General features: G+C 68.0%; 22 protein-coding genes. 7 read left to right on the top strand and 15 right to left on the bottom strand.

All coding sequences use genetic code 11. The annotated features are described in order from the left end of the window. Nucleotides 1-12: 12 nt before the first annotated feature. Nucleotides 13-1,038, bottom strand: a complete 1,026-nt coding sequence (gene rsgA, locus ACQHI0_RS22115; RefSeq protein ID WP_427909255.1) for a ribosome small subunit-dependent GTPase A — start codon at nt 1,036-1,038, stop codon at nt 13-15. Continuing rightward, on the bottom strand, nt 1,014-2,306 hold the full coding sequence (aroA, locus tag ACQHI0_RS22110) for a 3-phosphoshikimate 1-carboxyvinyltransferase (RefSeq protein WP_427903746.1): 1,293 nt from the start codon (nt 2,304-2,306) through the stop codon (nt 1,014-1,016). Before aroA ends, rsgA begins: the two co-directional genes overlap by 25 nt. 111 nt (nt 2,307-2,417) lie before the next feature. On the opposite strand from aroA, the gene ACQHI0_RS22105 reads away from it, so the two are divergent. Both ACQHI0_RS22105 and entS read left to right on the top strand, forming a co-directional pair. Then, nucleotides 2,418-3,185 carry an SOS response-associated peptidase gene (locus tag ACQHI0_RS22105; RefSeq protein WP_427903745.1) on the top strand — a complete coding sequence of 256 codons (768 nt, stop codon included), beginning with the start codon at nt 2,418-2,420 and terminating at the stop codon, nt 3,183-3,185. Then, the gene (entS, locus tag ACQHI0_RS22100; RefSeq protein WP_427903744.1) at nt 3,182-4,423 is read left to right on the top strand and encodes an enterobactin transporter EntS; all 1,242 of its coding nucleotides are present in this window, start codon (nt 3,182-3,184) and stop codon (nt 4,421-4,423) included. Before ACQHI0_RS22105 ends, entS begins: the two co-directional genes overlap by 4 nt. 3 nt (nt 4,424-4,426) lie before the next feature. Here entS and ACQHI0_RS22095 read toward each other — a convergent pair whose 3' ends face one another. The 6 genes from ACQHI0_RS22095 to ybaK all read right to left on the bottom strand — a co-directional run bounded on the left by ACQHI0_RS22095 (nt 4,427) and on the right by ybaK (nt 9,374). Further along, nucleotides 4,427-5,410, bottom strand: a complete 984-nt coding sequence (locus ACQHI0_RS22095) for an ABC transporter substrate-binding protein (protein WP_427903743.1) — start codon at nt 5,408-5,410, stop codon at nt 4,427-4,429. A gap of 23 nt (nt 5,411-5,433) precedes the next feature. Continuing rightward, on the bottom strand, nt 5,434-6,249 hold the full coding sequence (locus ACQHI0_RS22090) for an ABC transporter ATP-binding protein (protein ID WP_427903742.1): 816 nt from the start codon (nt 6,247-6,249) through the stop codon (nt 5,434-5,436). After that, nucleotides 6,246-7,322, bottom strand: coding sequence for a FecCD family ABC transporter permease (locus ACQHI0_RS22085; protein WP_427903741.1), 1,077 nt, complete (start codon nt 7,320-7,322; stop codon nt 6,246-6,248). Before ACQHI0_RS22085 ends, ACQHI0_RS22090 begins: the two co-directional genes overlap by 4 nt. Continuing rightward, nucleotides 7,316-8,335 (bottom strand): FecCD family ABC transporter permease, encoded by a 1,020-nt coding sequence (locus ACQHI0_RS22080; RefSeq protein WP_427903740.1) that lies wholly within the window; start codon nt 8,333-8,335, stop codon nt 7,316-7,318. The genes ACQHI0_RS22085 and ACQHI0_RS22080 overlap by 7 nt, the downstream gene beginning before the upstream one ends. Before the next feature lie 161 nt (nt 8,336-8,496). After that, entirely contained in the window at nt 8,497-8,808 is a 312-nt protein-coding gene (locus ACQHI0_RS22075; protein ID WP_427903739.1) for a hypothetical protein, read from the bottom strand. 89 nt (nt 8,809-8,897) lie between these two features. Further along, complete coding sequence (gene ybaK, locus ACQHI0_RS22070; protein ID WP_427903738.1) at nt 8,898-9,374, bottom strand: Cys-tRNA(Pro) deacylase; 477 nt, start codon at nt 9,372-9,374, stop codon at nt 8,898-8,900. Between the two features lie 170 nt (nt 9,375-9,544). Here ybaK and ACQHI0_RS22065 point away from each other — a divergent pair, with 170 nt between their 5' ends. Next, nucleotides 9,545-10,252, top strand: a complete 708-nt coding sequence (locus ACQHI0_RS22065; RefSeq protein WP_427909254.1) for a sigma-70 family RNA polymerase sigma factor — start codon at nt 9,545-9,547, stop codon at nt 10,250-10,252. Nucleotides 10,253-10,272: 20 nt separating this feature from the next. Continuing rightward, on the top strand, nt 10,273-10,530 hold the full coding sequence (rsrA, locus tag ACQHI0_RS22060; protein WP_427909253.1) for a mycothiol system anti-sigma-R factor: 258 nt from the start codon (nt 10,273-10,275) through the stop codon (nt 10,528-10,530). Between the two features lie 81 nt (nt 10,531-10,611). On the opposite strand, the gene ACQHI0_RS22055 is transcribed toward rsrA, so the two are convergent. After that, a complete protein-coding gene (locus ACQHI0_RS22055; RefSeq protein ID WP_022597109.1) occupies nt 10,612-10,686 on the bottom strand; it encodes a 50S ribosomal protein bL37 in 75 nt (24 codons plus the stop codon). 85 nt (nt 10,687-10,771) lie between these two features. Here ACQHI0_RS22055 and ACQHI0_RS22050 point away from each other — a divergent pair, with 85 nt between their 5' ends. Together ACQHI0_RS22050 and ACQHI0_RS22045 are read left to right on the top strand one after the other, a co-directional pair. Next, nucleotides 10,772-10,987, top strand: a complete 216-nt coding sequence (locus ACQHI0_RS22050; RefSeq protein WP_387222929.1) for a biotin/lipoyl-binding carrier protein — start codon at nt 10,772-10,774, stop codon at nt 10,985-10,987. A 27-nt stretch (nt 10,988-11,014) separates the two neighbouring features. Continuing rightward, nucleotides 11,015-12,529, top strand: coding sequence for a sensor histidine kinase (locus tag ACQHI0_RS22045; protein WP_427903737.1), 1,515 nt, complete (start codon nt 11,015-11,017; stop codon nt 12,527-12,529). 114 nt (nt 12,530-12,643) lie between these two features. Here ACQHI0_RS22045 and ACQHI0_RS22040 read toward each other — a convergent pair whose 3' ends face one another. After that, complete coding sequence (locus ACQHI0_RS22040) at nt 12,644-12,898, bottom strand: WhiB family transcriptional regulator (RefSeq protein ID WP_266292507.1); 255 nt, start codon at nt 12,896-12,898, stop codon at nt 12,644-12,646. 251 nt (nt 12,899-13,149) lie between these two features. Continuing rightward, nucleotides 13,150-14,094 (bottom strand): diacylglycerol/lipid kinase family protein, encoded by a 945-nt coding sequence (locus ACQHI0_RS22035; protein WP_427903736.1) that lies wholly within the window; start codon nt 14,092-14,094, stop codon nt 13,150-13,152. 147 nt (nt 14,095-14,241) lie between these two features. On the opposite strand from ACQHI0_RS22035, the gene ACQHI0_RS22030 reads away from it, so the two are divergent. After that, on the top strand, nt 14,242-14,631 hold the full coding sequence (locus ACQHI0_RS22030; protein WP_427909252.1) for a hypothetical protein: 390 nt from the start codon (nt 14,242-14,244) through the stop codon (nt 14,629-14,631). Here the strand turns inward: ACQHI0_RS22030 and ACQHI0_RS22025 are convergent, their stop codons facing one another. From ACQHI0_RS22025 to ACQHI0_RS22010, 4 genes are read right to left on the bottom strand one after another with little or no spacing between them, the layout of a single operon-like run. Continuing rightward, complete coding sequence (locus ACQHI0_RS22025; protein WP_427903735.1) at nt 14,632-15,309, bottom strand: endonuclease V; 678 nt, start codon at nt 15,307-15,309, stop codon at nt 14,632-14,634. Between the two features lie 5 nt (nt 15,310-15,314). Further along, the gene (locus ACQHI0_RS22020; RefSeq protein WP_427903734.1) at nt 15,315-15,800 is read right to left on the bottom strand and encodes an N-acetyltransferase family protein; all 486 of its coding nucleotides are present in this window, start codon (nt 15,798-15,800) and stop codon (nt 15,315-15,317) included. Beyond that, entirely contained in the window at nt 15,797-16,414 is a 618-nt protein-coding gene (locus ACQHI0_RS22015; RefSeq protein ID WP_427903733.1) for an acid phosphatase, read from the bottom strand. The genes ACQHI0_RS22020 and ACQHI0_RS22015 overlap by 4 nt, the downstream gene beginning before the upstream one ends. A gap of 23 nt (nt 16,415-16,437) precedes the next feature. Next, nucleotides 16,438-17,673 carry a hypothetical protein gene (locus tag ACQHI0_RS22010; protein ID WP_427903732.1) on the bottom strand — a complete coding sequence of 412 codons (1,236 nt, stop codon included), beginning with the start codon at nt 17,671-17,673 and terminating at the stop codon, nt 16,438-16,440. Between the last annotated feature and the right edge of the window lie 15 nt (nt 17,674-17,688).

Raw genomic sequence — 17,688 nt, 5'->3', positions numbered from 1 at the left:
CGGAATCGGTTGCTACCAAGCATCATTGGAGATGAGGGCGGTCAGCAGCGTCCGAATCGCGGCGACCCGCCGTTCCGTGCCGGGCAGCTGATCGAGCGCACATTCCGGATCGGCGGGCGGACCGAGGTGGGTGCAGCCGCGCGGACAGTCCTCGATGGCACCGGCGAGGTCGGTGAACGAGGCGATCACATCGTCGGGGGTGATATGGGCCAGGCCGAACGAACGCACACCGGGAGTGTCGATCACCCAGCCGCCCTCGGGCAGCGGCAAGGCCACCGACTGGGTGGAGGTGTGCTTGCCCTTGCCGACACCGGACACCTCGCCGACGGCCCGATAGGCATCGGGCACAAGACGATTCACCATTGTCGACTTGCCGACGCCGGAGTGCCCGATCAGCGCGGTGAGCCGGTCGTCGAGGATCTCGAGCACCGGCTCCATCGGGTCGTCGATGCCGGCGTAGAGGATCTTGAGATCGAGACCTTCGAAAGCGGAGGCGAATTCGGATTCAGAGACGAGATCGCGCTTGGTGAGCACCAGAATCGGTTCCAGCCCACCGGCATACGCGGCTACCATCGCCCGCTCGACGAAACCCGTGCGCGGCGGTGGATCAGCGAGTGCGACAACGATGAACAGCTGCTGGGCATTGGCCACGACGATGCGTTCGAACGGGTCGGTGTCGTCGGCGGTGCGGCGCAACACGGTGCTGCGCGCGCTCACCCGCACGATCCTGGCCAGGCTGTCGGGTTTGCCGGTGAGGTCGCCGACCACGTCGACCTGATCGCCCACGACGATCGGCGTGCGACCCAGCTCGCGGGCGCGCATGGCGACGATGCGCCGGTCGGCGTCACCGTCGAGCACACACCCCCAGCGGCCGCGGTCGACGGCAACCACCATGGCGGCCTCGGCATCGGCGTGCTGCGGACGGGTTTTGGTGCGTGGCCGCGACGACGCCTTGCCCGGGCGCACCCGGACATCGGATTCGTCGTAGCTGGCCGATGATCGCCCCTGGCGGCTCAGCGCGCCACTCCCTCGCCGGATAACGCGGGCGCCAGCATCTGTTCCCACAGCGCGACGAAGGTCGGCAGGGTCTTGGCGGTGGTGCCGATGTCCTCGATCTCGATGCCGGGCACGCGCAGGCCGAGAATCGCACCGGCGGTGGCCATTCGGTGATCGGCGTAGGAATGCCACTGACCGCCGTGCAACGGGGCGGGCACGATCTCCAGACCGTCCTCGGTTTCGGTGACATCGCCGCCGAGACGGTTGATCTCGGCGCAAAGTGCTGCGAGACGGTCGGTTTCGTGACCGCGCAGGTGGGCGATGCCGCGCAGCCGCGAGGGCGAATCCGCGAGGGCGGCGAGTGCGGCGACGGTGGGGGTGAGTTCGCCGACGGCGTGCAGGTCGATGTCGATGCCCGCCAAGCGATCCGGGCCGGTCACGGTGAGGATGCCGTCGGTGATGCGGGCTTCGGCGCCCATCCGGACGAGGATCTCGCGGATCACGTCACCGGGCTGGGTGGTGCCGCGCGGCCACATCGGGATGCTCACCTCGCCACCGGTGACCGCGGCCGCCGCCAGGAACGGGGTGGCGTTGGACAGGTCGGGCTCGATGTCCCAGTCGACCGCGCGGATCGGGCCGGGCGCCACCGTCCAGGTCTGCGCGTTGCCGGAATCGGCGGGGGTCTGCACGGCCACGTCGGCACGGCGCAGCATCTCGACCGTCATCTCGATGTGCGGCATCGACGGCAGCGCCTTGCCGTCGTGGTGGACGGTGATGCCCTCGTCGAAGCGGGCGGCCGAGAGCAGCAGCCCGGACACGAACTGCGAGGAACCGGAGGCGTCGATGGTGACGGTGCCGCCGCGCAGGGCGCCGGTGCCGTGCACGACGAACGGCAGCGCGTCACCGTCGACATCGAGGCCGAGCTTGCGCAGGGCGTCGAGGATGGTGGTGAGCGGGCGCAGCTTCGCCTGCTCGTCGCCGAAGAACGCGACATCGCCCGCGGCCAGCGCGGCGGCGGGCGGCAGGAAGCGCATGATGGTGCCCGCGAGGCCGCAGTCGACGGCGGCGCTGTGCAGGGGGGCGGGGGTGACCTCGAGGATCTCGGCGTCGCCGGTGATCTCGGTGCCGAGGGCGCGCAGAGCGTGGATCATCAGGTCGGTGTCGCGGCTGCGCAGCGCACCGGTGAGCGTAGACGGCCCATCGGCCAGTGCGGCCAGGATGAGCGCGCGGTTGGTGATGGACTTCGATCCGGGCAGGGTCACGGTCGCGTGGACGGGGACCTCGATATGGGGCGCAGGCCAGAAACTCACGCCCCCATCTTCGCTTATGTGCGGTTCGAACACACCGGTGGTGCGCGTTTCGGCGTGGGGAGGCGTTGTCGGCAGCGCCTGATGTCGGTCCCCGCGCGTATCTTGACCACTATGTGTGGACGATATGCGACGACCACGAATCCGGGCCGGTTGGCGGCTGAACTGGACGCTGTCGACGAGACGGGGCTCGACGAGCCGGATGCCGCCGTCAGCTACAACGTCGCGCCGACCACCCAGGTACTCACCGTCGTGGAGCGGCACGCGCACGGCGAACCCGACGACGACCCGCGCCTGCGCATCCGGCGGATGCGCTGGGGGCTGATCCCGCACTGGACCAAGGCGGCCGAACCCGGCGTGCCCGCCAAGGGCAAGCCACTGTTCAACGCGCGCGCCGACAAGGCGACCACCGCGCCCTCGTTCCGCGATTCGGCCAAGCACAAGCGCTGCCTGGTGCCGATGGACGGCTGGTACGAGTGGCTGGTCGAGCCCGCGCCGACCGGTAAGGGCAAGGCCGTGAAGCGGCCCTTCTATATGTCGCACAGCGACGGTTCCCTGCTCTACATGGCCGGGCTGTGGTCGGTATGGCGTGATCGCAGCGTGCCCGATGCCGAGCCGCTGATGTCGTGCACGATTCTCACCACCGACGCGAGCGGCGAACTGGCCGACATCCACGACCGGATGCCGTTGCCGATGTCGCGTGAACACTGGGACGCCTGGCTCGACCCCGACCACCCGGCACCCGCCGACCTGCTGCGACCGCCCTCGCGGGCGGAGCTGGCGGCGATCGTGGCGCGCCCGGTCTCCACCCTGGTCAACAACGTGCGCAACAACGGGCCGGAACTCCTGGTGCCCGACGGGACCAGCGACATCGACCGGTGAGCCCGCGCACCTTCGCGATCGATCTGGCGCCCCTGCGGACCAGCCCCGCGTTCCGCACACTGTTCCTCGCCCGCACGATCTCGGTGTTCGGCATCGGGTTCCTGGTGGTGGCCTTGCCGATCCAGGTCTATCAACTGACCGGGTCCACCGCACAGGTCGCCACCGTCGCGACCGTCATCGGGATCTCGGCCTTCGCCGGCACCCTGATCGGCGGCACCGCGGCCGACCACTACGACCGCCGGACGGTCATCGTGGCCTCGCGCGCCGCCGCGACGATCGGCTTCGCCCTGCTCGCGATCAACGCCATGCTGCCCGAACCGCGCGTCTGGCTGATCTTCGTCTGCGCCGTCATCGACGGCCTGACCGGTGGAATCTCCGAGACCGCGCTGGTCGCCGCGATGCCCAACCTGATCCCACCCGACAAACTGGCCGCGGGCGCCGCGCTGATGGCACTGACGGCAGACCTCGGCTCGATGGCCGCACCCGCGCTGGCCGGTCTGCTCATCGCCTGGCTCGGGGTTGCCGCGAACTTCTGGCTGGCCGCCGGGGCGAGCCTGGTGACAACCGTGCTCATTGCCCGGCTCGGCCCGATGATCGCCGAGCGCGGGCACACCGAGTCACCGGTGCGTGCCGTGCTGTCTGGCTTCCGTTTCGTGGTCGGGCACCGGATCGTGGGCGCGACGCTGCTGATCGGGTGTGTGACCATGCTGATGTCCGGATGGACCGTCCTGGTCCCGGAATACGTGAGCAAGGTACTGCACGGCGGGGAAGTGACCGCGGGCCTGCTGTTCGCCGCGCCCGCGGTCGGGGCGGTGCTCGGCTCGCTCACCTCGGGGTGGACCGGGTCGATCCGGCGCGGTGGGCAGGTGATCTTCGTGTCCACGCTGGTGTGCGCGGCCGGCATCCTCGGTGCCGGACTCGTCGGCGTCACCGCGGTGGTCTTCGCGGGTCTGGCCGCGCACGGTGCGGGCCGGGTGGTCAGCGATATCGCGAGATTCGCAGTGGTGCAGTCGAATACGCCCGATGAGTTCCGTGGCCGGGTATCGGGCCTGTGGACCGCGCAGCTCACCATCGCGCTGTCGTTGGGTGCGGCGGTGGCCGGTCTGGTGTCGAGCGCCGTGCCCACCCGCGCGGTGTTCCTGGTCTACGGCGCGGGCGGCTGCGCGCTGGCCGTCCTCGGCTGGTGCCTGCTCGCCACCCTGCGCAGGCTGGACAGCAACGTCATCCCGTCGTCGTGACCGCTATCCCGCCGCGGCGACCGTCGCGAGCTGCGGCGTGATTCTTTCCAGTGCGAAGCGCAGTGATTTCGGGGTGCCCGCCGACAGCGCCTGCACGGTCGGATCGCTCTCCGGCAGCCGCACCGCGCGACCGTCACGGACCACGGCCAGCGAGTTGATCAGGGTGTCGTTCTCCAGGTCGGCGAACGGCAACCCGATGGTCGTGAAGAGAGCTGTCCGCGCGTCGAGATCACCCACACGCTCCACCGGGACCTGCGCGAAGAAGCCGGAACTCTGCAGCCGGGTGACCGGGGGATTCGGGACGAACCCGAGCTCGGCGAAGAAGTCGAAGCGCGCATCGCCTGCCAGGTAGGCGCCATAGGCGGTGCCGAACTTCGCGCCGTAGACGAAGGTCTTGTTCGCGAATTCCGGGTGCTCGCGCTTGACGGTCTGCTGCGCGGTCGTGGTCTCGGCGATGATCTTGCCCGCCTCGTCGCGCTTGCCGAGGGCCGCGCCGATGATCTGCGCCTGGGTCTGCCAGTTCACCGCGTAGTCGCCGGTGCCCTCCGGTGCGGTGACGACCGGCGCGATCTTGCGCAGATTGTCGATAACGGCGCTGTCGGCCTTGGCGCGCACATCGAGAATCAGGTCGGGGTCGAGTTCCTCGATCTCCTGCATGTTGAACTCGCCCGCGCTCTGCGCGGAGATCAACTCGGGGCTCGCGCCCCCGAACGCCGCCACATCCCACTCGCCGACGCCCTTGGTGGCCGCGCCGAATCCCATCCAGTCGTAGATGGCCACCGGCGGCACACCCAGCTCCGCCGCGACGGCACCGTCGGACCAGCCCAGCGCCACCACCCGCGGCTGATCGGGCAGCGAATAGCCGGGCGAGCCCGCGGGATCGTTGAACACCTCGTGGGTGGCATTGTCGGACTTCACGCAGGCCGTCGATGCCAGGATCGCGCTCGCCACTACCGCGACGGCCACGCTGAGACGCCGTGTCGACATGGTTCTCCTTCTCGGTTGGGTGGTCACACGCTGTCGAGGCGCACCGCGCCCGCGGCCAGCGGAACCACCAGCGGTGTTCCGGTCTGTGGATCATCGATGACCTGCGCGTACACGCCGAAGACCTGCTCGACCAGTTCCGCGGTGATGATCTCGGCAGGTGGACCGACGGCGACGATCTCGCCGCCGCGCATCGCGATGATGTGCGAGGCGTAGCGGGCGGCCTGATTGAGATCGTGCAGCACCGCGACGAGGGTGGTGCCGCGCCGATTGAGGTCGACACACAGCTCGAGCACTTCGATCTGATGACCGAGGTCGAGATAGGTGGTCGGCTCGTCGAGCAGCAGGATCGGCGTCTCCTGGGCGAGTGCCATCGCGATCCACACCCGCTGCCGCTGACCGCCCGACAGCGCCTCGACCGGGCGCGTCGACAGCTCGGTCAGCCGGGTGACCTGCAAGGCGACATCGACCGCGTGCTGGTCCTCCTCGGTCCACTGCCGAAACATCTTCTGATAGGGGAAACGGCCACGCGAGACCAGATCGATGATCGTGATCCCCTCCGGCGCGATCGACTGCTGCGGCAGCAGCCCCACCTCGCGGGCGAACTCCTTACCGCCGTACCCGGCCACCTCGCGCCCGTCGAGCAGCACCGCGCCGCTGCGCGGTCGCAGCAGTCGCGACAACGCCCGCAGCAGCGTCGACTTTCCGCACGCGTTGGGCCCGACGATGACGGTGAACGAACCGTCCGGCACGACGACGTCGAGGTCGGCGATAACAGTGCGCTCGCCGTACCCGACGCGCAGTCCGGCGCCGGTGAGCCTGGCCTCGATATCGCGTGTCACGGCCTTGCCTTTCGGGACTGGGCGAGCAGCAGGAACAGCAGATAGACACCGCCGAGCGAGGTGGTGACCACCCCGACCGGGAGCATGGTCTGCGGCGCGAGAATCGTGCGCGCCACCGCCTCGCTGGAGACCAGCAGGGTGGCGCCGACCGCCGCCGAGGTGACAAGCGGGATCCCCGCGCTCGGCGTGATCCGCGCCGCGACCTGCGGCGCGACCAGCGCGACGAAGGCGATCGGCCCGACGATCGCGGTGGTCGCCGCGGCGAACCCGACGCCGATCACCAACAGGATCAGCTGGGTGCGCGCGGTGTCGACGCCCTTGCTGCGGGCAGAGTCGGTACCGAGCTCGAACATCCGCATCCGCGGCGCCACCACGATCAACGCGGGAACGAGCACGGCCAGCGTCGCGAACACCGGAACGGTGTCGGCCATCGTGAGATCGCGCAGATTGCCCATGCCCCACGCGGCCGCCACGCCCGCGTTCTGCACATCGGAGGTGGCGATCAGATAGCCGTTGAACGACAACAACATCGCCGAGACGCCGATACCGACGATGATGAACCGGAAATCCGCGGTCCCGCCGCGCATCCCGAGGAAATACACGACGAGCGCGGTGAGCAGACAGCCGAGCAGCGCGCCGATCGTGGCGCCGCCCGAGCCGAGCCCGAGCACCAGCATCGCCACCAGCGCTCCGGTATTGGCGCCGGTGGTGAACCCGATGATGTCCGGGCTGCCCAGCGGATTACGGGTGATGGTCTGAAAGATCGCCCCCGACAACGCGAGTGAGGCCCCGCCGAGAATCGCGGTGACGACCACCGGCAACCAGGTCGCGACATGATTGGCGGGCGTACCGCCGACCTGGCCGGTGAGTACCTCCACGACCCGCACGAACCCGAGCCCCGGTGCCCTGGTCGTGCTCGCGCCGAGCGACCAGATCCCGACCGCCGCGGTCACCATCAGCAGCGCGACGGTGATCGTCACCGAGACGATGTCGACGCGCAGACTCAGCCCGATCGCGGGCACTCGCAGGAATCGCACCCGGCGGGGCCAGCGGGCGGGATCGGCGGTCACCATCGCGCCCCCTGCTCCCGGCTCGCCAGCCAGATCAGCACCGGCGCACCGAGAAACGCGGTCACCATCCCGACGGGCAATTCGCTGCTGGTGGCGACCCTGGCGATGAGATCGGACCCGACCAGCACGATCGGTCCGACCACCAGACACAGCGGAATCATCCAGCGATGATCCGGTCCGACGACCATACGCACCGCGTGCGGCACCATCAAACCGACGAACGTGATCGGCCCGACCGCCGCGGTCGCCGCGCCACACAACACCGTCACCACCACGAATCCGACCGCGCGCACCGCGGTGACCGGCACGCCGAGCGCGTTGGCCCGGTCGTCGCCGAGGGCGAGCGCGTTGAGATAACCCGAGAGCGCGAGCGCGCAGGCCGAACCGAGCAGCACCAGCACCCAGGTAGCCGACAGTTGCGGCCATCCGCGCCCGTCGAGCGTGCCGATCAGCAGTCCGCGGATGGCATCGAAGGTGCGGGGATGGATCATGGTGAGGCCGAAAGCGAGTCCGCTGAGCATCGACGCGATCGCGACGCCGGTGAGGACGAGCTTGGCCGGGCTCGCCCCGCCGATGCCACGCGACCCGACGAAATAGACCAGCACCGACGCGACGAACGCGCCGCCGAGCGCCCACCAGACGTAGTCGGTGCCCGCGGCGCCGACCAGGACCGAACCGAGCACCATCGCGAAGTACGCGCCGGAGTTCACACCGAGGATGCCCGGATCGGCCAACGGGTTACGGGTGAGTCCCTGCATCACCGCGCCCGCGACCCCGAGGGCCGCGCCGACCAGGGCGGCCAGCAGAGTGCGGGGGATGCGCTGCTCGCGGATCACGCCGAGAGTGGTCGGCCCGCCTTCGTTGAACAGGGCGCGCCATGCGTCGTCGATCGTGAAGTCGCCGCTGCCGACGAACAGCCCACCGGCCAACAGCGCGACCAGGACCGCGACCAGTGCCGGCAGCACGACGGTGCGCGACAGTGGTGTCCGCTGTGCGGTCACGCCTGCTCGGGACACAGCGGTTATTCCTCGCTTCGCGACGTTTCCGTTTGGTGGCCGGGAACGTTGCTGCCACCGCTCGGAGTTAGTTTAGCCTCAGATTAGCTGCCGGTGGCGAAGCCGCGCTGGTCGCGAACGACGGCGCGGCCGGGCACCATCGCCCGGCCGCGCGCGAGTGATCAGAGTGAGCAGGGAACCGAATCGGTGGCGATGTTCAACCCGCACTTGATGATTCCGGTGACCAGATCGATCACCTCGGTAGCGACTCCACCGCCGAGCTTCTCCGACTTCTCGGCCCGCTCGTCGGTCTCCGGTGCGGACTTCGGCGAATTCTTCGGTGCGGTGCCCTGGCCGTTGAGCGGGTAGTCGCCGGGTTCGGCCTGTGACGGCGGAACCACCTGCGGCACCGCGGTGGCCGGGGCTAAAGCGGCGGCGCCGAAAGTGATTACCAGGGCACCGGACAGGGCGGCGATCGTCGAACGTGCGGACATTTCTCGCATCACATCCTCGGGTCGAATCGGTCGTACCGGGCGCAGAGTGCGTCGAGATGAATTCGGAACGAGCCGCTGACCGGATTGCCTCAGCTGGTGATCGGTGCGGTGACCCCCGCGCAGGCGCGCACCAGATCGGCGGGCGCCAGCTCGATTTCGAGACCGCGTTTACCCGCGCTGCACAGCACCCGATCCCAATCGAGCGCCGACGCGTCGACAACAGTGGGCAACTTCTTGCGCTGACCCAGCGGCGAAACCCCGCCGAGCACATAGCCGGTGGTGCGCTCGGCCTTGGTCTTGTCGGCCATGCTCGCCTTCGACGCGCCGAGCGCCGCGGCCGCCGCCTTCAACGACAGCCGCGCGGGCACCGGCAATACGGCCACCGCCAGCGCACCGGATGAGAGTTCGATCACCAGCGTCTTGAAGATCTGCGCGGCCCGCACGCCCAGCTCGGCGCCGAGCGCGTCGACAGCCTCGTCGCCATAGGACTCCGCCCGCGGATCGTGGGAGTAGGAATGCACTCGATGCGCGATACCGCTGAGGGCCTTGATCGCGGGAGTCGACATAAGCGGTCACCTTAATCGCGACCACGCCCCACCTGGCAACCACATTTTCTGCCGGGTGGGAACACGAATGCGGGGGTGCATGTTGCACCCAAGTGACAAGCCAACGCGGCCCGTGACGACGTGAAGGAGAGATAGTGACACTGCTGCTCGAGGAGCGTCCTGTCCTGCCACTGGGTGCGCGATTGCCGATCGATTCCGTCGTGCCGGTAGATTCGGTTACTACGGCGATCGAAGGGATTGGTGTGACGAGCGACGACGACGTGGTGTCCGACAGTGCGTCCGGCACGGAAGTCGACGAAGCCGAGCTGGCGGCCCGGTTCGAGCGCGATGCGCTCCCGATGATCGACCAGCTCTACGGCGCCGCCCTGCGCATGACCAGGAACCCGGCCGACGCCGAGGACCTGGTGCAGGAGACGTTCGTGAAGGCGTTCCAGGGGTTCAAGTCCTTCCGGGAAGGCACCAATCTGCGTGCCTGGCTGTACCGGATCCTGACCAACACCTACATCAACTCCTACCGCAAGAAGCAACGTCAGCCGGCGCAGTACCCGACCGACGAGATCACCGACTGGCAGCTGGCGGCCACCGCCGAGCACTCCTCGGTCGGCCTGCGTTCGGCCGAGGTGGAGGCGCTGGACGCGCTGCCCGACGACCAGATCAAGTCCGCGCTGCAGCAGCTGCCGGAGGAATTCCGGATGGCGGTGTACTACGCCGACGTCGAGGGCTTCCCGTACAAGGAAATCGCCGACATCATGGGCACCCCCATCGGTACCGTGATGTCTCGGCTGCACCGCGGACGCAAGCAGCTCAAGGGCCTGCTCGCCGACGTGGCGCGCGAACGTGGATTCGACCGTGGGGAACGCCAGGAGGTAGTCAAGTGAGTGACGATCCCGATCTCGACATGGACTGCACCGCGGTCCTCGCGGATGTGTGGCTCATGCTCGACAACGAGTGCGACAACGCCACCCGCGAGCGGCTGCAACAGCACATGGATCACTGCAGCCCCTGCATCGAGGCTTACGGCATCGAGGAGAAGATCAAAGGTCTGCTCAGCCGCAAATGCGGCGGTGAGCACGCGCCCGAAGGGCTGCGCGACCGGCTGAAACTGGAGATCCATCGGTCGATCACGGTGACCAGGATCGAGACCACCGAAGGCTGATCAGCCCCCCGGATACGGAAACAGCACGCTCTCAGTAGCTATCGAGAGCGTGCTGTTGTCGTCTGTGCGCAGCGGCACGACTCAAGCGTTAGGACGCTTGCCGTGGTTCGCGGCGTTGCCCTTGCGGCTGCGCTTCTTACGTCCACGCTTACCCATGGGAGCTCCCTTCTATGTCTGGTCGAGAGCCATTGTTTCACGTGTGGTTGGCTGTAGCTCCGGCGGATACTAGCGAAGGGGTGCCATGCCTGAAGAAGTGCGCGCGGAGATGGTCTCGACCGTGCTCGCTGTCGAGGTCACCGTGGGCGAACACGTCCAGGTAGACCAGACACTGGTGCTGCTCGAATCGATGAAGATGGAGATCCCGGTGCTCACCGAGGTCGAGGGCGACGTCACCTCTGTCGACGTCGCGCCGGGCCAGGTCCTGCAGGCGGGCGACCTCATCGCCACCATCGCGTAACCCGAGCAACGAAGCGGTAGATCCAGCGTGGCAACACTGAGCGAGCTCCTGGCCGAACACACCGACCTCCCCGGCATCGCCGTGGACCATCTGCAACGGGTGGTGGGCGATTGGCAGTTGCTCGCCGATCTCTCGTTCTCGGATCTGCTGCTGTGGGTGGGCGCGGGCCCGGTCGTCGACGGATCCGATGTGGTGTGCGTGGCCCAGATCAGGCCGACGACCGCACCCACCGTGCATCTCGAGGACAAGGTGGGCACCACCGCCTCGCGCACCGATTTCCCGCAGGTCTTCGATGCCCTGCTCAGCGGTGACACCGCGCGCACCGATGCCGAGGTGGAGGTGAGCGGGGTCTATCACCCGAGTCCGGTGCACGCCGTGCGCGAAGCGATTCCGGTGCGCTGCGGCGATGACGTGATCGCCGTGCTGAGCCGCGATTCCGACCTCGCGCGCTCGCGGGTGCGCAGCACGCTCGAGACGGCCTATGTGTCGTGCGCCGACGATCTGTGCCAGATGATCGCCGACGGCAGCTTCCCGACCCCCGAAGATCGGGCGGCCACGCACTCCAGCCCACGCGCGGGCGACGGTTTCATTCGTCTCGACACCGAGGGCATCGTCGTCTACGCGAGCCCGAACGCGCTCTCGGCCTATCACCGGATGGGGATGCAGGCCGATCTCGTCGGCCAGGATCTCGCGGTGACCACCCGTTCGCTGATCACCGATCCGTTCGACGCGCAGGAAGTGGTGGCCGATATCCAGGCCGCGCTGGCCGGGCGCACCGGGCGCCGGATGGAAGTAGAGGCACGCGGAGCGACAGTGCTGTTGCGCACGCTCGTGCTGCGTCCGGGCGGCGAACTGGCCGGGCCCGCGGTGCTGGTGCGCGATGTCACCGAGGTGAAGCGGCGCGATCGCGCGTTGCTGAGCAAGGACGCCACGATCCGTGAGATCCACCACCGGGTGAAGAACAATCTGCAGACCGTGGCGGCCCTGCTGCGGTTGCAGGCTCGCCGCACCGAGAATCCGGAAGCCCAAGTGGCACTGACGGAATCGGTGCGCCGGGTCACCTCGATCGCCTCGGTGCACGAGATGTTGTCGATGTCGGTGGACGAGGAAGTCGACCTCGACGAGGTCATCGACCGGCTGCTGCCGATCATGGCGGATGTGGCCACCGTGCACACCGCGCGGATCAAGGTGCGCCGCGCCGGGTCGCTCGGTGTGTTCTCCGCGGAACGGGCGACGCCGCTGGTGATGGTCTTGACCGAACTGGTGCAGAACGCGATCGAGCACGCCTTCGACGCGGGCGAGAACGGTACCGTGACGATTCGCTCGGAACGTTCGGCACGCTGGCTCGACGTGATCATCTCCGACGACGGCCGTGGCCTGCCGTCAGGGTTCAGTCTGGAAGGTTCCGACCGGTTGGGATTGCAGATCGTGCGCACCCTGGTGACGTCGGAACTCGGCGGTTCGATCGGTTTGCATCCTGGTGCCGATGTGGGCACGGACGCGGTGCTACGGGTTCCGCTCGGACGTCGTTCCGGGCGCTGAATCAGCTGAAAAGCCCAGGTGGGCAACAATAAACCCGGCACCGCGAAGGTGCCGGGTTCTCACACATGCGTTACCGGGCCGGGGCTGATGGCCCGGCAACGCCAGTCCGTCGACTTAGACGGTGGTACGCGTACGGGTGCGCGCGTTGCGCCGCTTGAGCGCGCGACGCTCGTCTTCGCTCATTCCACCCCACACGCCGGCATCCTGTCCGGACTTCAGGGCCCATGACAGGCAATCGGCCGTGACGGGGCAGCGGGCGCAGACCAGCTTGGCATCGGCAATCTGCGCGAGCGCAGGACCACTGTTACCCACCGGGAAGAACAGTTCGGGGTCCTCATCGCGACAGATGGCCTTGTGGCGCCAGTCCATTCCTCTGCTCCTTTGCGAGGGCGCCACAAAGGGCGCCGGTAGTTAGTGGATCGTTCACTTGTGCGACTCGAATGTTTCCGCACGGTTGCTTGTGAATGCTTTCACGATCACCGTAGATGTCAATAGGTCTCCGGCGCACCGTGGGGGAGATCACGCTCTGGGCCCCCACAAGGGGAACCTGCCCGGTCCTTTGTACTCGCGTCGCCAGGTTTTCGCAGCGCAACCAGGAGATTTTTCTCCGAGTTCGGTGCTCAGGACGGCTTGGGGGCCACCACGTCGAGCACGCTGGGTACGGATGTGAAATGCACCATCTTGCGTTTTCCGATGAAGTCGCCATCGATTTGCAGGCCGATCTCCTCGGCCGTCTCGATTCGCGCCGAAGGAACGTCGTCGGCGCGGAAAAGCATGGGCGACTTCGGGTTTCCATTCTCGGCCAGCAACTGCCGGGCAAGCAACAGGGTGCGCGTCACACTCATCGACCGCACCGCGAACACCCCGAGGCCCGATTCGAAGGTGGTGGTGGGATTCGTGCGAATCGGGCGGTCCTCCAGATAGGTCCACGGACTCGAATTCGTGACGAAGGCGTAATAGACCGACTCGACCGGATCTCGTCCTGGGACCTCGACAGCGACGGTCGGATCCTGGCGCTTGGCCCGGAAGAACTGCCGCACCGTGGTGCGCAGATAGCGCGCGGGCGTTGCCTTGCGACCCTTCGCGCGGGCGGCGTCGATCGCCTCGCACACATCGGCGTCGAGACCGACGCCGGCGCTGAAGGTGAACCACCGGTCGTCGGCGAGGCCGAGCCCGATCCGGCGGTCGGCGTCGCGGGCCAGCAGATCGATGAGCTGGTTGGTTGCTGTCACCGGATCGGGGGAGATGCCGAGCGCGCGGGCGAACACGTTCGCCGAGCCGCCGGGGATGATCCCGAGGCGCGGGCGCCAGACCTGGTCGTCGCCGACCTGTGGCACCGGCAGGAAGCCGTTGATGGTCTCGTTGACCGTCCCATCGCCACCGTGCACGACGATCAGGTCCATTTCCTGGGTCGATGCCCACTGGGCCAGTTCGGCCGCGTGGCCGCGATGCTGGGTGTGCGCAACGGTCAGCTGCGTTCGGCTCTCCAAGGCGTGCGCGAGCAGATCCCGGGTGGCCGGGGTCGTCGAGGTGGCATTGGGATTGACAATGAGCAGCGTCCGCACAATGCCTCAGGGTAATGCGCGTGGGCGAACAACCGGCGCGCGCCGCCGACCACGACACGTCGTCGTAGGCTGGGGCACGTGGCAGAGCAGGACGTGACAGACGACGACCGGTCCTTCGAGAACGCGAAGGTGCCGACCGGTATCCCGATGACGGTGCGGGCCGCCGGTTGGCTGGTTTCGCTCGAGGGGCTGGCCGGGGTGGTGACCGCGATCGTGCTGATCGTGCGGGCGCTGACCGGGCACGATCAGTCCGAGGCCAGCGGGGTGGGCACCGCGATCTGGTTCGGGGTGCTGTTCGGCGGGGTGCTCGCCGCTGGCATCGGGTTGCTGCGCGGCAAACGCTGGGGCCGGGCCATCGCGGTGATCGCGAACCTGCTGTTGCTGCCGGTCGCTTGGTCGTTGCTCACGGACTCGCATCAGCCGCTGTGGGGGAGTTTGCTCGGGCTCGTCGCGGTCGCCGGACTGGCCGCGTTGTTCGCCCCGGCCACCAGCCGCTTCATGGCTCAGGACTACGAAATCCCCGCCGACGATGCGTAGTCAGGCCGTTGCCGCGCGCAGGGCCGCGCGGCACAGGTGGTCGGCCCTGCGGGTGGTCTCCGGCTGCCGGAAACCCTGAGTGAGGGCAAGGACCTGGGCGCAGGCGGTGTCGAGGTCGATGAGGTGGCCGACCGAGACGAACAGCGGCTTCACCTCGTCGCGCGTGCGTAGCGCTCGGCCGACGACCTCGCCGTCGATGGTGACGTCGCTGGTATCACCGCGACGCGGGCCGGGTTCGGAGTATTCGCCCCACACCGATTTGGCGACACCGATGGTCGGGATTCCGATGAGCAACCCGACGTGACACGCCAATCCGAAACGCCGGGGATGCGCCAATCCCTGTGCATCGCACACGAGCAGATCCGGTGTGACAGTGAGCTTTTCCAATGCGCTGACAGTTGCGGGCAACTCCCGGAACGCGAGCAGTCCCGGCACATAAGGGAATTCCGAAATTCCGTGTGCGACAGCAGATTCCACTGTTCGCATGGTGGCGATGTCGACAATTACCGCGGCGGTCGCGACAGTGCCGTCTTCGGCGTACGCCGAATCGATTCCAGCTGCTGTCGAAAATTGCGGCGGCACAGGGTTTTTCGTGGACACCAACGGGCGGAGTTCGTCCTGGAGCGCAATCGCCTCATCGGGAGTCCGCGGCCAATCGTGGGGTAACGCGATACGCATTCGACTCAGCTCGCGGTCGCGGCCAGCGCTGTCAGTTCGGCGCCGGCGAGGCGATAACCGATCCACTCGTCTTGCGATGCGGCACCGAGGGATCGGTAGAACTCGATCGACGGTGTGTTCCAGGTGAGCACCGACCACGACACCCGGCTGTAGCCGTGTTCGACCGCCTCGGCGGCCAGTGCCGCGACGAGCTTGCGTCCCAGTCCGGTGCCGCGGGTCTCGGGCTGTACGTACAGGTCCTCGAGGTAGATGCCGTGCACGCCGTCCCAGGTCGAGTAGTTCAAGAACCAGATCGCGCAACCGACCACCTGACCGTCGTTCTCGGCGACATGGGCGAAGAGCGCGGGTGTCGGCCCGAACAGCGAGGCCTGCAACTGCTCCGGGGTGAGCGTGCACTCGTCGGGTGCCTTCTCGTACGCGGCCAGATCGTGGACGAGCCCGACCATCGCGCTCACATCGGCGGGGGTGGCACGGCGGACGAGTGCGCTCATCGCTGGACTCCTTCGATCGGTTCGGTGCGGGTGGTGAGGTTGTGACCCCAGATGGAGTGGGCGTCGTGGTCGAAGCCGAGCACGCTCACCGCGCCGGTGGACATCGCGAAGCGGCGACCCTCGCGCACCTCGAACTCCGCCCAGCGCGCGATCAACACTCGCGAGAAGTGCCCGTGACCGACGAGGATCACGTCGCGCTGTGGCAGCTCCGGCTCGACCCTGGCGAGGATCCGGTCGGCCCTGGCACCCACCTGCTCGGCCGTCTCGCCGCCGGGGACGGGCGCGGTCCACACGGTCCAGCCGGGCACGGTTTCGCGGATCTGGGTGGTCGTGATGCCCTCGTACTCGCCGTAGTTCCACTCGACCAGGTCGTCGTCGACCTGGATCGGGGACAGCCCCGCCAACTCGGCGGTGTGCCTGGCGCGCAGGCGTGGACTGGTGAACACCAGCGGATCGCGCAGGTCGAGAGATTTCAGCACCAGCCCGGCCGCGAGGGCCTGGGCTTCGCCCTGCTCGGTCAGCGGCAGGTCGGTGAAGCTGGTGTGCTTGCGCTGACTCGACCACTCGGTTTCGCCGTGGCGGAGCAGGACCAGGCGGGCATCGGGGGTGGACATGGCTCCATCATGGCAGTGCGGGATCAGCCGAGTGCGTAGAGCTGTCCGCCGCGGCGTTCGAAGACCGTGTTACCCAGGACGGCGGTGGAGATGGTGTCGCCGCGGTAGTCCGTGCGTTCGACCGGGATCCGGGCGACGGTGGCGCCGTTGCCGCTGTCCACCGCGAGTAGCCCACCTGCGACCGGGACGAGCAGCCTGCCTGCCATCAGCGCGGGCGTGCCGAGTGCGTCGCGAACCGTCCAGACCGGCTGCAATGTGCTGGAGCTCAAGGCAATCAGGCTGTCGCCGGTGAAGACGTAGATGGCCGAGCCGAGGCGGGTCACCGTGGTGCGTTCGGTCCACGGGGCGGCGAGCTGGTGGGTCGCGATCTCGTTGCCGGTGCCGTCGTGCACGGCGATCCGCGCGGGCAGTCCGAGGCCGGTGGCGGTGGGTTCGGTCGGGGGATAGTAGACGGCGATCTTGTTGTCCGACACCGCGATTACGCGCATGTCAGGGGAGTCGGCGCCCGGTGCGGTGAGTACCCGTGAGCCGTGTTCCTCGGGGGCGGTCGATTCCTTCGGCGCCGGATTGAGCACGGTCAGCCGGTCGGTCATGTCGCCGGGGCAGCGTTCGAGTACCGCGAGCCGCGAGGAACTCGACGCGGCCGACCGCAGCTCACATCCGGTGCGCGGCTGGGTATTCGGGTTCACCGGGGCATCGACGTAGCCGTACTCGAGGGTGCGCACCAGGTCCGAGCGCCACATCTCCAGCCGGTCTTCGCCGAGCGCGAGCAGATAGGTGCCGTCACCGCTGACCCGGATTTCGTCGTCCATGTAGCTGCTGCGCGCGACCCGGCGCGCACCGGTATCGGACTCGAGCATCACCGACTGACTGCACCCGCGCTGATCGCGATAGGTGGCGATCACGGTGCCGAACTGCGACTCGACCCCGCACAACGGCATGTCCCGGCGATACCACCACAGCTGATTACCGGTGAGCGGATCGCGCCCACTCACGGTGCCGTGGTCCCCGGTCACCACCACATTGCCGGAGGTGAGCGCCCGCCTGCTCGACTCGTCGGCGGCATGCCACTGCTCGCGCAGGGTGGTGGGCAATTGTGTCGCCGCGGTGATCGTCGGGGCGGGGGAGGCCGCGGTGACCGAATCCGTGCCGGTGACGTCGGCGCGCGCCCAGACGACGAACGCCGCCACTACGAGAGTGACGGCGATCGCGATTGCTACGAAGATGTCGGCGCGCGTCCGCCGTTCGGGTGCGAGCACGACCGCGAGTGTATG

The organism is Nocardia sp. FBN12 (assembly GCF_050320175.1).
Lineage (GTDB): Bacteria > Actinomycetota > Actinomycetes > Mycobacteriales > Mycobacteriaceae > Nocardia.
The sequence above is the reverse complement of the archived record's forward strand: the minus strand, read 5'-3'. Positions and strand labels throughout refer to the sequence as shown.

What these genes read in the sequence shown, in the direction of transcription:
- ACQHI0_RS22095 (WP_427903743.1), bottom strand. Translation starts at nt 5,410, where the DNA reads ATGTCGACACGGCGTCTCAGCGTGGCCGTCGCGGTAGTGGCGAGCGCG.
- ACQHI0_RS22085 (WP_427903741.1), bottom strand. Translation starts at nt 7,322, where the DNA reads ATGGTGACCGCCGATCCCGCCCGCTGGCCCCGCCGGGTGCGATTCCTG.
- ACQHI0_RS22040 (WP_266292507.1), bottom strand. Translation starts at nt 12,898, where the DNA reads ATGGACTGGCGCCACAAGGCCATCTGTCGCGATGAGGACCCCGAACTG.
- ACQHI0_RS22105 (WP_427903745.1), top strand. Translation starts at nt 2,418, where the DNA reads ATGTGTGGACGATATGCGACGACCACGAATCCGGGCCGGTTGGCGGCT.
- ACQHI0_RS22020 (WP_427903734.1), bottom strand. Translation starts at nt 15,800, where the DNA reads ATGAGCGCACTCGTCCGCCGTGCCACCCCCGCCGATGTGAGCGCGATG.
- ACQHI0_RS22015 (WP_427903733.1), bottom strand. Translation starts at nt 16,414, where the DNA reads ATGTCCACCCCCGATGCCCGCCTGGTCCTGCTCCGCCACGGCGAAACC.
- ACQHI0_RS22075 (WP_427903739.1), bottom strand. Translation starts at nt 8,808, where the DNA reads ATGTCCGCACGTTCGACGATCGCCGCCCTGTCCGGTGCCCTGGTAATC.
- ACQHI0_RS22025 (WP_427903735.1), bottom strand. Translation starts at nt 15,309, where the DNA reads ATGCGTATCGCGTTACCCCACGATTGGCCGCGGACTCCCGATGAGGCG.
- ACQHI0_RS22030 (WP_427909252.1), top strand. Translation starts at nt 14,242, where the DNA reads ATGACGGTGCGGGCCGCCGGTTGGCTGGTTTCGCTCGAGGGGCTGGCC.
- rsrA (WP_427909253.1), top strand. Translation starts at nt 10,273, where the DNA reads ATGGACTGCACCGCGGTCCTCGCGGATGTGTGGCTCATGCTCGACAAC.
- ybaK (WP_427903738.1), bottom strand. Translation starts at nt 9,374, where the DNA reads ATGTCGACTCCCGCGATCAAGGCCCTCAGCGGTATCGCGCATCGAGTG.
- ACQHI0_RS22050 (WP_387222929.1), top strand. Translation starts at nt 10,772, where the DNA reads ATGCCTGAAGAAGTGCGCGCGGAGATGGTCTCGACCGTGCTCGCTGTC.